This window comes from Nostoc sp. (assembly GCF_036917275.1).
Lineage (GTDB): Bacteria > Cyanobacteriota > Cyanobacteriia > Cyanobacteriales > Nostocaceae > Nostoc.
The window spans coordinates 49693-62802 of the sequence record NZ_JBALDF010000009.1; the positions used below are offsets into that span (position 1 = coordinate 49693).

Consider the following 13110-nt stretch of genomic DNA (forward strand, 5'->3'; position numbering starts at 1 on the left):
ATTGTAGCAGGGGAATTAAACCCCAAAACTTTGCTAAAATCATTATGTCTGGTAAAAATTTATCAGACATAAAGTGGTAGTTTTTAAGTCAGTTATATAACCAAATATTTCAGAAGTATATTCTTACGTACAGGGATACAAAGTTAATATACTCCTTTATATTCCTCTGCGTTAAAAAAATAACTTTTAAAATTAAATACTTGGACAATACCAAAACAAGTTATAACTATAAAAAACGAGATAATCTTATAACTCTTGCAAAAAGAACCAATAACGCCAGCAAAAGAAATAATTTTTGATCCCTCTTATACCCAGCAGAATGGAGCAGCATATTTAGGTGATAGCCTTAAACTTATTAAATTTATTGATGATAATAGTATTAATTTAATTATCACATCACCCCCATTTGCTCTCACCCGCAAAAAAGAATACGGTAATGAGACTGCTGAAAAATATATTGAGTGGTTTCTACCTTTTGCCTATGAATTTAAAAGAGTACTGGCAGATAATGGCTCATTCGTACTAGATTTAGGCGGTGCTTACCTTCCTGGTAATCCTGTGCGAAGTATCTACCAATACGAACTTTTAGTTAGATTATGCAAAGAAGTAGGTTTCTTTCTTGCTCAAGAATTTTACCACTATAATCCGGCTCGACTGCCAACCCCTGCTGAGTGGGTAACAATCAGGCGGATTCGTGTGAAAGATTCTGTAAATACAGTTTGGTGGTTGTCTAAAACACCTAATCCTAAAGCAGATAACAGAAAAGTTTTAAAGCCCTATAGCCAAAGTATGAAACAATTACTCAAAAATGGCTATAAAGCCAAAATACGTCCTAGTGGACATAATATTTCTGATAAATTTCAAAAGGATAACCAAGGTGCAATTCCGCCAAATTTGCTAGAAATTGCTAATACTGAATCTAATAGCGCTTATTTACAACGCTGCAAAGCAGCAGAAATTAGACCCCATCCAGCACGTTTTCCTCAAGGGTTCGCCGAGTTCTTCATCAAATTCTTAACTGATGAAGGTGATATGGTTTTAGATCCATTCGCAGGTTCTAACACAACCGGATTTGTTGCTGAAACTCTGCAACGCCGATGGATATCTTTTGAAATTAATGAAGATTATGTAACAGGAAGTCGTTATCGATTTAGCCAATAAGCAAATTAAGTAAAGAGTCAAGACTGAGGAGTTAAAATATATAATTTACAACTCTTAACTCATAACTACTCACTCAAATTTCTCCATTCACCTGCATTTGATGAACTTGATCCGCAAGCTCTTGACGACCTTGATCATCTAGTTTGTCAATTGCTAACATTCCCATAAGAATAACTTCTTTCAGGGTCAAACGTGTTGAATGTGCCTGTTTTTGCACAATCTCTTTAATAATGGGACTGACACCAATCGCTGTACTAGCTCTAGCCACGGAAGAAAAGGAAAACACTAATGATTCAGCCTAAATCTTAGCACTTCCAATGAAGTTATTTTGTATAGTTAAAACTTAATTTAAATGTGTTTAAACTCATACTTCAATCAGCAAACATAAATTTTCAATTATGTATATATATAACTACAACAGAAATACAGGTAATTTTCTACTACTGGACAATCTGCATCAAATTCTTAATCATCGCATCAAAGGGAAGAGGCAACTTTTAGATGAAAATAAATTTAACTTTTTTTATCTCAGCGTAACGTGTATAGTGTTTAACAGCGCTGTAGATGACTCCAGAATTCTCCTAAACCAATTTGAGAGTTTAACCTTTTTTTGAGCAAGTTCTCGAACTCTCAGTAGGACTAACCTTTTACTTGCTCATTAAGGGCACATCATCGTATGATAAGCTAATCGTCATTGATTTTTCCAGGCTGATTCGCTTCTAGTAAGCGGCTCTAACCCTGGTTTTATGCAACTTAAATGCTCATTACCTTATGAACATCCTTAAAAGTTAAACTTTTGCCTATTCCTCTAGAATTTCCACTAGGTCTTCAATCGTCACATCAAAGATGTGAGCCAATCTGTGGATAGCAGTAAAGTCAACTGTTGTCATTCCTGAACAACGGGTATAACTTCTAACTATGCTGTTAATTACCCCGTAACGGTCAGAAACTTCTTTTAGTATCCATCCTTTCTCTTCTACTAATTCTCGAATATTTAATAATCTCATATTTGATAACTGATGCATTTGCACCGCTCAATTTCCTATGAGAAATTAAAAAGCGTAGACGAGAAGCGCTTTGTCATCAGACATCGCCTAGCAGTTTAGCAAACTATCTGCGATCGCCACAATTTCCAAAGATATGGAAACCTGAAATCAAATGGTTATTTCCTATGGTAGCAACATCAAAAGCAAAAAACTCTGTCCTGAGATAATCAAAAATTATCCAATAATGACCGAGTTTACATCGACTTGCAATATTTGTGACCACTGGTTATAAAAAATGGTCGGCTTGTGAAAATAGTGCTTTCAGGAGAAGTATCCTCAAAAATAAGATTTGTATACCACCGAAAAAACCGTACTTTAAAGAGATCGTGAATTGTCTAATATAATCTCGTTAATAGGCTTTACAGAACTATACAGTGTAAATAAGAATAATACTTAACCGAAGTAAAATTTTCCTGAATACAGGCAACTAATGCTGTCATAGGGAAAAGCAGTGAGTAGAGGAGAGACAAAGCGATGAGGGACCCTTATCTGTTGGCAATAGGCTTGTTAACAGGATTAGCAATACCAGCATCGGCTCTTCCACATTTGTCGATTGTCCTGCCAGAAAATTCTGGATTCCTGTGGGATTTGAAACAAGGCTCGCAGACAATAGTAAGTAGACAAATCATCCCCAGTGTTGATCTCCCCTTACCAGAACTCAGTGGCCAAACGTTCCAACCCCTAAAAAGTTCGCAGCCAACAGCAGGTGAGAAAAATATCAAGGGCTTTGATCTCTCCTTACCAGAACTGAGTAGTCAGGGATTACCAGTCCCAACAGAATCATTAGTCAACCCCAGCGCCCAAGCAACTGGTATTTCATTGACATCTGGTAATCAACTTTACTACCAAAGATTGGCGGCTCTGAAAACAGGTCAGATTTATACACGCGTAAATAGTGATAATTTGCAATCATTGTGGGAGTCGATTAAGAAGCGTCAACTAACTTATGATGACTGGAAAAGTTTACTAGCTTTAGAAGCTAGAGCGATCGCTCAAGGCCAAGGTGCAAATCATCTAAGTATCTTAGTGGGTGATTCTTTGAGCATGTGGTTTCCTAGAGAAAAACTACCTGCTGGGAAATTGTGGCTGAATCAAGGCATATCTGGAGATACTTCCAGTGGCGTTTTAAAAAGATTGGGGGCATTTTCCGCAACCCGGCCAGATGTGATTTACGTCATGGCTGGGATTAACGACTTACGAAAAGGCGCTAGTGATGACACAATTTTGCGTAATTATCGCCGGATTATCCGTCGTTTACGGCAGACTCACCCAAAAGCTCAAATCATTGTCCAATCAATTTTGCCTACTCGCCTAGCAAAACTTTCCAATAGCCGCATTCGTCACATTAATATACAACTAACCCAGATTGCCAAACAAGAAGGCGCTAATTATCTAAATATTTATAGCTGGTTTACGGATATGGAAGGCAATTTGCGCCCAGAGTTGACTACAGATGGGTTGCACCTGTCTCAAGAGGGTTATGATGTGTGGCGCTCGGCACTACAGCAGATAGAATACAAGCTCACTCAGCGCCAAAATTGAGCGATGTCTACGACGGGCTGCGCCTACGCAATTTTAGATTTTTTATGGAAGTTACCGACAACGACGCCATTACCATCCGTTCTCTAATTGAACACCAATTAGCAGCCTTTAAAAAGGATGATGCCCAAGGCGCTTTTGCCTTCGCCAGTCCGGCAATTCAAGCGCAATTTGGAACTCCAGAAAATTTTATGCAGATGGTGAAGATAAGCTACCCAGCAGTATACCGTCCTCGCTCTGTCTTTTTTGAGAAGATAACAACCATTCAGGGAAACATAACTCAACCAGTGCTGCTACTTGCTCCTGATGGAGTTCCCTTGAGGGCTTTATATTTAATGGAAAAACAGGCAGATAATATCTGGAAGATTAACGGTTGCTTTCTAGTTTCTCTAGAAAGTAAAGAAGTATAAATTCTATCTCTATAGAACTAAAATCTTATAATTTAACACTCAAGACTTCCCGATTCAAAACCTGATTCAACTTACCACTGCGATAACCTTCTAAATCCAGGGTTACGTAGATAAATCCAAAATCCTGAAATGCCGAAACTACTTTCTGTAAATCGTTAGTCAACACAAACTCTTTAATTTGTTCTGCTGGTAATTCAATCCGTGCTGTATCCCCTTCCGATCGCACGCGCAAATTCTGCCAACCTAGCTTTCGCAGGAAAATTTCTGCTCTACCAACTCGTTGTAACTTAGCTACAGTAATCTCTTCACCATAAGGAAAGCGAGAACTGAGGCACGGTTGAGCGGGTTTTTCCCACCAAGGTAAACCGAGTTGTTGCGAAAGTTGCCGAACTTCAACTTTGGTAACACCCACTTCTGCTAAAGGCGATCGCGCCCCTCTTTCTTTTGCCGCCTGAATTCCTGGGCGATAATCATGCAAATCATCGGCATTTACCCCATCCACTACATAGGGATAACCCAACTCTAAAGCTAAAGGTTTGAGAGTGTCGTGCAACTCACTTTTGCAAAAATAACAGCGGTTGACGGGGTTAGAAGTGTAATTGGGATTTTCCATCTCGTGAGTCTGGACAATTTTATGAGGAATCCCAATAGTTGCAGCTTGAATTTTGGCATCTTCCAACTCTTCTGGCAACAGTGAAGGAGAAACAGCCGTGACAGCCAAAGCGCGATCGCCCAGCGCATCATAAGCAATTTTGGCAACCAAAGTGCTATCAACGCCCCCTGAGTAAGCAATCAACGCCTGCTCCATTTCTATAAATAAGGCTCTTAATTGCTCAAATTTTTCTGTCAGCATCATTTCCCAATCCTGCCGAAACCCTATAGCACCCAACAAATTCCATTCTAGGCACAAATTCCGATGATGTGGAATTTTGCAGAGTAGCTAAACACAGATAATTATCGGACTTACCCATCATACATATGTACTATACATTTGGGTTATCTTATCCATAAGTTCAGGGAATAATATGTTTTTTACGAGACTAGAAGCGAACGACTACATAAATATAGCCGCGATTTTAATTGCTAAATATATTTATTAAGATGTTTTCTACTCTATTTGCCCATCAACCTCGGTTGATGCTTTGCTGTACTTAGCCACCAGACTGGCTAAAAGTGGTAAATCAATCGGTTTAGAAATATAGTCATTTACTCCAGCTGCTAGACAAGTTTCGCGATCGCCTTTCATCGCCATTGCTGTTTGAACAATTATCGGAATCGTCCGATATTGGAGATTTTCTCGCAGTTGCTGTACCAAGTTAAGACCATTTGCATCTGCTAGACAAACATCCATTAAAATCACCGCTGGGTCTAAGTGTGTTAGAGCTTCCCACATCTGGGCAGCATTCTTAACCCAAGTCACCTGATATCCCAATTGATCTAGATAAATTTGGATCAAATCAGCGTTGGGTAAGTCATCTTCTACCAGCAAAATGTCTACTGAGGAACTAGGGGTGAAAAACAAAGGAGATGAGGAGTATTTTGCTGCCCCTGCTCCCTCTACTCCCTCATCTCCTCCCACTCCCGCCTCTTGCTCAAGGGGAAGTATCAGGGTAAAACGGGAGCCGCGATCTACTTCAGATTCCACTTTTACGGAACCACCATGAATTTCGGCGAGTTTACGAGTCACTGCTAAACCCAAACCTGTACCTTCAACACCATCGACAGCCTTGGCAATTTGGAAATAGGGTTCAAACAGTTGAGCCTGGTCTTGTTGGGAAATGCCAGTGCCAGTATCCCAAATTGTAAAATGCACAAATACACCTTTGGGAGCAACTTGTAAGCCAACACTTCCTTTACTAGTAAACTTTAAGGCGTTAAAGAGTAAATTCAACAGCATTTGCTTGAGCCGTAAGGAGTCAGCTACTAAGGTTGTAATATCAGGTTCAAGTTCTAGGCACAGTCTCAAACCCTTATTAGCGGCTTTCTCTTTCACCATTGCCAAAACATTGATACACAGCAGTGGTACATCTACTGTTTCCCACTGCACCTCCATCTGATTTGCTTCAATTTTAGACAGATCCAAAATATCATTAATCAGAGCTAGCAAGTGCTTGCCGCTAGACTGAATGATATTTAAATACTCTTGCTGACGTTCTATGGTTGGTTGATACCCTTGGGCTAAAAGCAGGTGGGTAAACCCAATAATAGAACCAAGCGGTGTGCGAATTTCGTGGCTGGTGTTTGCCAGAAACTGATTTTTGAGTTGATTGGTGCGCTCCAATTCTTGATTAAAGTTACTGAACTGTTGATACCGTTGCTGCCAAGATAGAATGTGTCTAAGTTGTACCAAGGCTGTAGTACAATGCTTGGCAGACCTTGCCATCAATTGTGATCTGAGTTTAGCTTGTAATTCTATGAGCGACTCACGATCAGAGCTTAGGGGCACTGCGGCGATAATTAGCCAGCCTATAAGGTTGTCAGAATCATCAGCTAACCGCCAAGCGCTCGGTGGTTGTTGATTCTCAAGCTGCTGCAAATCTTCGAGTTCTATAACCTCTTGCAACCTCAACGGCAGCTTTTTTTCTGCTGTTAGCACTTCTGGAAATGGAGGTTGCGAGTTTGGGGATGGAGAACAAGAAATATAGCAAACTGTGGCAACAGTTTCTTGTCCTTGAAATAGAGCAATGCCTACGGCACAATGCGTAAAAGCCACATTACTGCTGTCCAGAGCAATGTTAATCTCTTGAACCACAGTTTGAAAAATTTCTGCTTCTGCGGCTCCTGCCGATCGGACAGTGTTACAAGCAGAAAGCAGGCAATCATTAAGGCAACTTTGCAACTGGTTCAAGCTGCTCTCCAGCCACAACTTGGCGCAAAGTTGCTGAATTATTGTCAAAGGTTTTGGCCTTGCATCTATCTGTGAGTTCTGGTCTGGTAAGCTTGAATACTGCTGCATGGTCAACTAGACCGCTGAACAAATTTAGCTTCACATAAAAATCCGAACAGGATTTTCTGTATATTAGCGGACAATTCTTTATTTATTTATAAACCGTAACTTATGTTGTTATCAACCATAACTTATGATGTCGAACGATGTCGAATTTAGCAGCTAGATCAAAAAAATTATTATATGAATCACTCACTTAAAATTTTTTAAAGCAATTTAAAGCTTATGGATACACAATTCGCCCAACTAATCGTTAATGGTATTGCAGTAGGGAGCATTATTGCTCTAGCCGCAGTTGGACTCACTCTTACCTACGGAATTTTACGGTTATCTAACTTTGCTCATGGTGACTTTCTCACTTTGGGAGCCTATTTAACTTGGTTGATAAACACTATTGGAGTCAATATTTGGCTGTCGATGATCCTGGCGGCGGCGGGAACTGTAGCAGCAATGCTGTTATCGGAAAAGTTACTCTGGTCAAAGATGCGCTCTATCCGTGCTACTTCCACTACGCTGATTATTATTTCTATCGGGCTTGCCTTATTTCTTCGCAATGGCATTATTTTTATTTGGGGTGGCAAGAACCAAAATTATGATTTACCTGTTACTCCAGCTTTAGATATTTTGGGTTTAAAGATACCGCAAAATCAATTATTGGTATTGGGGTTGGCGGTGATAGCAATTTTGGCGCTGCATTACCTGCTGCAAAATACCAAAATTGGTAAGGCGATGCGAGCAGTTGCCGACGATCTGGACTTAGCCAGGGTTTCAGGTATCAATGTTGACCGAGTAATTTTCTGGACTTGGCTAATTGCCGGCACTCTAACCTCATTAGGTGGCAGTATGTATGGGTTAATTACAGCCGTACGCCCGAATATGGGATGGTTTTTAATTTTACCGTTATTTGCCTCAGTGATTCTTGGTGGGATTGGCAACCCTTACGGTGCGATCGCAGCAGCTTTTATCATTGGTATCGTCCAAGAAGTTAGCACCCCTTGGCTGGGTTCACAGTACAAACAAGGTGTAGCCCTGTTGATCATGATTTTGGTGCTGCTCATTCGTCCCAAAGGTTTATTCAAAGGAACGATTTGAGCAGCACCACTCCACTTCTAACTATTGAATAATGTGGAAATAGTAGGCTGCTACCAAGAAATTGATAGCTAACAATAATAGTGCCCAGCCTGTGCGAAAGGCGTAGGGAGGTTTAGCTCCACTGTCGGCAACTGGGGAATTCTTAGCTTTAGCAGTCATAATGCGGTTCTCCTAATATCAGGACTTTTTAAGAAATACCAAACTGGTGTACCAAATATCCAAATTCTTTAAGAATATTTGTGTGAAGTTGGGAATTGGGCATGGGAAGACGCAGAGGGGTAGGGCGCAGGGGCCAAGGGGGAGAATTAAAATTACCTCCTTTTCCCTCTGCTCACTGCTCCCCGCCTCTCTCCTCCTACTCCCCACTCCCTACTCCCTCCTCTCCAGCATGATAGGAACTGCGAACCAGAGGCCCAGAACGAACGTGGTTGAATCCCATTTCCCATGCTAATCTGCCGAGTTGATCAAATTCCTCTGGAGTCCAATATTTTTGGACTGGCAGATGTTCAAGAGTTGGACGCATATACTGCCCAATAGTCAAGCGATCGCACCCCACAGCCCTTAGATCAGCCATTGCTTCGACGACTTCATCGGTAGTTTCTCCGTGTCCCAGCATCAAACCTGATTTGGTGGGAATTGTCGGATCAATTTCTTTGACCACAGCCAGTACCAAAAGCGAGCGATCGTACTTGGCTCCCCGGCGCACTGGCCCAGTTAACCGTCGCACTGTCTCGATATTGTGATTGAAACAAGCTGGTTTGGCTTTTACAATCATGGCTATCCGCTGGCGTTGACCTGACTCTCCAACACCAGCACCACCCCAAAAATCTGGGGTCAGCACTTCAATTTGAGTCTCTCGATTCAACTCGCGGATAGTGGTGATCGTCTTCACAAAGTGGACTGCGCCCTGATCGGGCAAGTCATCACGCGCTACAGAAGTCAGCACCACATAACGCAATCCCAAAAGCTGCACCGCCTGTGCTACCTTTTGGGGTTCCTCTAAATCAACAGGCATTGGTGCATGACCTTTATCCACTTGACAGAAAGCACAAGAGCGTGTGCAAGTAGGCCCCATTAGTAAGAAAGTTGCAGTTTTTTGGGCATAGCACTCTCCCCGGTTGGGACAGCGTCCTTCTTCACAAATCGTGTGAATTTGGCGCTGCTTGATAATGCGTTGTACGGTAGAGATTTCACTGGCTTTGCCAATCGGACGACGTAACCAGCTAGGCATTGCCGTAATTTCAGACTTTAGTTCGGCTTGTTGTGACGAAATCATAGACATCCAAGCAAGATGCGGATATACAGTAGTGGTCTGTCAATTAACAAATTGATAGATAAGAATAGACGCAAGGAGCAGGAGACGCGAGAATGCTCTTAACGAAGTCACCGTGTCTCCATGTCCTCATGTCCCTTATGCCCTAGATCAAAGCTAAAGCCTTAAATATCACCATGACACAAATTGAAAAGAGCGCAAGCAAAAGTTTTGCAAAACACTTCTAGCAATGTCATTTATACCGAAATATACTATCCCCCAATTCATAGAAATTTTGTATATAGTGGGAGAATTCTCAAGGACAATCGGCAAGGCCGCTATTTACACTTAAAGTTTCTGTTAGAGCAAACAGTCGTGGCAAGCAACAAGATTTTAGTTATCGATGACACTACAGTTGTCAGGGTAAAAGTACGAGAAATGTTGCCTCCGGGCAATTTTGAGGTACTGGAAGCAAAAGACGGTTTGGAAGGACTAAATTTCATCCTTCAGGAAAAACTCAGCCTGATTATGCTGGATTTCCTGTTGCCTAAAATGAGTGGCTGGGAGGTTTTCCAGAAAGTTCAAGCCGATCCGGAGTTAAGGAAAATTCCTTTGGTAATCATGTCTGGTCGCAAGGAAGAGGTGACCGAGAAAATCACAGAACCTTTTGAATATTTTGAATTTCTAGGCAAGCCTTTTGATCAGAAGCAACTAATTAGTGCGATTAAGTTAGCTATGACCAAGGCGAAACAGCCACGCCCAGAACTAGTCGCAGTAGCAGCAGAAGTAGCTGTAAAAAATGGCACAAAAATAACTTCTGGTGTCACCAATGGTACGGTAGCAGCCCCTAGCGTCGTAAATACTGCGATGCCTACGGCGGCAAGCAACGCAACTCCTAGCACTGGAGGAGTCTCTGACACAGAAATTAATGCGTTGAACGAGAAAATTATCAAAATGCAAGCAGAAATTGATGGTTTGAAGAAACAGCTAACTCAGGTTGTGACTTTTATTAAACAAAAAATCAAGTAGCATTTGTGCTCATTATTATTATCACAGCTAAAATACTCCGTCTCTAATAACGGTGTCCCATTAAAAGCGGATAAAAATGGTTAGTTCAAAAACACTTATCTTGATAAATCATGGTTGACAACAGAATTCAAAAACAGAGAAAAATAACTAGTACACTGTGGCAGAAGTTTGACTACCTTTAACAAGGGATTTTGCCCCATGTTAAGCTCCAAGTATTATTAATTGAGATAGTAGGTGGATTTTTGCCATGTTGTACTAGCAATTATCTGCGCCTCTATAAATTTTGAATTTTGAATTCCCCGTTTATGCAGCGTCTTCGCAGGAGAAGAGGTTGACAGTTTAGCGAAGCAGTTATAAATCCACTAAACCTGCCGCAGTTTGCTCTTAAGCTAACGAGAACGGCAGGCTTTTTTGTTGTTTAGTCTTTCGCATCCAAAATTTGGATCAAAACTTGATAACTAGTCCACAGATTGAAAGCAGCAAGAGCAAATCTTTACCAGATAAATTTAGTAGTTAATAGTTCATTTCACTCCCGCCTTGGTCGCATAGGGCAACTTAGTGTGAGAATGTTGCTCTTATCAGAGTTTTTGGGAACTATAGGATTGTCAGACTAGAAATTTATCAATCAGTATGCTAATAAAATAGAGGTAACTTAGCTGCGATCGCAGGGTGAATAGTGAACAAGTAACAAGGAGTTAAATTAATTTCAATACATGAATTATAAGAGAGTTATAAACATGCCGAATGTACCAGAAGATAGTTTAATTTTAGTCGTAGATGATACTACTACTAATTTAAAAATGGTCTTTGAGATATTGACTAATGTAGGCTTTGAAGTTGCTACAGAGATGGATGGTAAAAGAGCACTTAAACAGGCTGAATCTATCCTACCTGATTTGATTTTATTAGATGTGATGATGCCGGGAATAGATGGATTTGAAACCTGTAAAAAGTTGAAACAAAATTCAGCAACTTGTGATATTCCAGTAATTTTTATGACAGCCAATTCTGATACAGATAGTAAGGTAACGGGTCTAAGTATCGGGGCAGTTGATTACATTACAAAACCCTTTCATGAAGAAGAGTTATTAGCTAGAATTAAAACCCATCTTCAATTACGAAATCTCACAAAAACTTTAGAAAAACGAGTTGCAGAAAGGACAGCAGCGTTGTCTAGGGCATTAAAAGACTTACAAGAGTCTCAACTTCAGCTTGTACAGACGGAAAAAATGTCTGCCCTTGGTCAATTAGTAGCAGGAGTTGCTCATGAAATTAATAATCCCGTTGGTTTCATTCATGGCAATCTCAGACACGCTTCAGTATATTTCCAAGACATGATTAACCTCATTGATCTCTATCAGCTGCACTATCCAAATCCGGTTCCAGAAATTCAAGAGGAAATTGCAACGATAGATTTGAAGTACATGCTTTCTGATCTACCTAATTTAATTTCCTCAATGAAAGAGGGTGTTCAGCGTATTCGCAACATTAGTACTAGTCTGAGAACCTTTTCTCGAGCAGATAGCGATCGCAAAGTTTCTTGCAACATTCATGATGGCATAGACAGCACAATCATGATTCTCAAATACCGCTTAAAAGCATCTGAGAATCGACCCGATATTCAAGTAATTAGAGATTACAATAATTTGCCAGAATTAAAATGCTTTCTCGGACAACTAAATCAGGTATTTATGAATTTATTAGCTAATGCTATTGATGCTTTAGAGGAGTCTAATGTAGGACGCACCTATATTGAAATTGAAGCAAATCCCAACCAAGTTTTGATTCAGACTACCCTCAATGAAAACAAAAATCATATTTTGATTCGCATTAAAGATAATGGCATGGGAATGTCTGCTGATGTCCAGCAAAAAATCTTTGACCATTTATTCACCACCAAGCCTGTGGGTCAAGGTACAGGATTAGGATTATCAATTGCCCGTCAAATTGTTGTCGAAAAACATGGAGGAACTCTAGAGGTAAATTCAACAATAGGACAAGGTTCAGAGTTTATTATCAAGCTTCCCATTTAAGAATCATAGCAAATCACGTTCATTAATATAATAGGTAAATTTATGTTCAAAGCAGTAGTAGGTCACAGTAACGATCCAGATTCTCTATCAGCAGTTGAAGAAGTTCTTCAGCAATGTACCAATTCTCTTGCAGGAGATATACCAAAAGCTGGGATTATTTTTGCTGCAATTGACTTTGAACATTCCCTCATTTTGCAGCAAATTCATCAGGCTTTTCCGGGGATTGAGTTGATTGGTAGAACAACAGATAAAGAAATTTATTCCGTCTTAGAGTTTTAGCAGGACTCAATCACTTTAATGTTATTTTGCTCAGACGAAGTTGAAATTCATGCAGAAGTTGGCCGCAAAGTTTCAGGTGATCAAGTTACTGTAACTAAACAAGCTGTGGAGCAAGCTAAAGCAAATTAAATGCTCATTACCTTATGAGGTCATAGTGACTGAATAGTTAGTAATTCGTAATTAATTACGGTTTCAGATTTGCTAAGTTTATTTAGGTAAAACAGGGATGTTTTATCCTTATTGCTCCCAGCGGATTTATCCATCAGGATAAACGCACGTGATTTCTGAAATGCTTACCGGAGAAAAATTTTGATTAAAAAAT

General features: G+C 40.3%; 12 protein-coding genes and 1 pseudogene. 7 read left to right on the forward strand and 6 right to left on the reverse strand.

The annotated features are described in order from the left end of the window. The first annotated feature begins 255 nt into the window (after window positions 1–255). Entirely contained in the window at window positions 256–1161 is a 906-nt protein-coding gene (locus V7K35_RS03685; RefSeq protein ID WP_335076496.1) for a DNA-methyltransferase, read from the forward strand. A gap of 73 nt (window positions 1162–1234) precedes the next feature. Here V7K35_RS03685 and V7K35_RS03690 read toward each other — a convergent pair whose 3' ends face one another. Then, window positions 1235–1447 carry a hypothetical protein gene (locus V7K35_RS03690; protein WP_190728355.1) on the reverse strand — a complete coding sequence of 71 codons (213 nt, stop codon included), beginning with the start codon at window positions 1445–1447 and terminating at the stop codon, window positions 1235–1237. Window positions 1448–1961: 514 nt separating this feature from the next. Next, the gene (locus V7K35_RS03695; protein WP_335076498.1) at window positions 1962–2168 is read right to left on the reverse strand and encodes a helix-turn-helix domain-containing protein; all 207 of its coding nucleotides are present in this window, start codon (window positions 2166–2168) and stop codon (window positions 1962–1964) included. A 513-nt stretch (window positions 2169–2681) separates the two neighbouring features. Between V7K35_RS03695 and V7K35_RS03700 the strand changes: the two genes are divergently transcribed. Further along, window positions 2682–3749: an SGNH/GDSL hydrolase family protein gene (locus V7K35_RS03700; protein WP_335076500.1), complete on the forward strand. Its 1068-nt coding sequence runs from the start codon at window positions 2682–2684 to the stop codon at window positions 3747–3749. A gap of 44 nt (window positions 3750–3793) precedes the next feature. Next, window positions 3794–4156 carry a DUF4864 domain-containing protein gene (locus V7K35_RS03705; RefSeq protein ID WP_335076502.1) on the forward strand — a complete coding sequence of 121 codons (363 nt, stop codon included), beginning with the start codon at window positions 3794–3796 and terminating at the stop codon, window positions 4154–4156. A 25-nt stretch (window positions 4157–4181) separates the two neighbouring features. Here the strand turns inward: V7K35_RS03705 and larE are convergent, their stop codons facing one another. Beyond that, entirely contained in the window at window positions 4182–5009 is an 828-nt protein-coding gene (larE, locus tag V7K35_RS03710) for an ATP-dependent sacrificial sulfur transferase LarE (RefSeq protein WP_335076722.1), read from the reverse strand. Between the two features lie 255 nt (window positions 5010–5264). Further along, the gene (gene hrmK / locus V7K35_RS03715) at window positions 5265–7112 is read right to left on the reverse strand and encodes a hybrid histidine kinase/response regulator HrmK (RefSeq protein ID WP_335076504.1); all 1848 of its coding nucleotides are present in this window, start codon (window positions 7110–7112) and stop codon (window positions 5265–5267) included. 216 nt (window positions 7113–7328) lie between these two features. Between hrmK and V7K35_RS03720 the strand changes: the two genes are divergently transcribed. Further along, complete coding sequence (locus tag V7K35_RS03720) at window positions 7329–8195, forward strand: branched-chain amino acid ABC transporter permease (protein ID WP_335076506.1); 867 nt, start codon at window positions 7329–7331, stop codon at window positions 8193–8195. A 21-nt stretch (window positions 8196–8216) separates the two neighbouring features. Here V7K35_RS03720 and V7K35_RS03725 read toward each other — a convergent pair whose 3' ends face one another. Together V7K35_RS03725 and lipA are read right to left on the reverse strand one after the other, a co-directional pair. Beyond that, window positions 8217–8354 (reverse strand): photosystem I protein PsaX, encoded by a 138-nt coding sequence (locus tag V7K35_RS03725; protein ID WP_104907558.1) that lies wholly within the window; start codon window positions 8352–8354, stop codon window positions 8217–8219. A 196-nt stretch (window positions 8355–8550) separates the two neighbouring features. Continuing rightward, window positions 8551–9471, reverse strand: a complete 921-nt coding sequence (lipA, locus tag V7K35_RS03730) for a lipoyl synthase (RefSeq protein ID WP_335076508.1) — start codon at window positions 9469–9471, stop codon at window positions 8551–8553. Window positions 9472–9822: 351 nt separating this feature from the next. Here lipA and V7K35_RS03735 point away from each other — a divergent pair, with 351 nt between their 5' ends. From V7K35_RS03735 to V7K35_RS03745, 3 genes and pseudogenes are all read left to right on the forward strand, one after another. After that, entirely contained in the window at window positions 9823–10476 is a 654-nt protein-coding gene (locus V7K35_RS03735; RefSeq protein ID WP_335076510.1) for a response regulator, read from the forward strand. Window positions 10477–11213: 737 nt separating this feature from the next. Further along, the gene (locus V7K35_RS03740) at window positions 11214–12509 is read left to right on the forward strand and encodes a hybrid sensor histidine kinase/response regulator (protein ID WP_335076512.1); all 1296 of its coding nucleotides are present in this window, start codon (window positions 11214–11216) and stop codon (window positions 12507–12509) included. A gap of 42 nt (window positions 12510–12551) precedes the next feature. Then, window positions 12552–12911 (forward strand): annotated as a pseudogene (locus tag V7K35_RS03745) (FIST N-terminal domain-containing protein); the annotation flags it as partial. Between the last annotated feature and the right edge of the window lie 199 nt (window positions 12912–13110).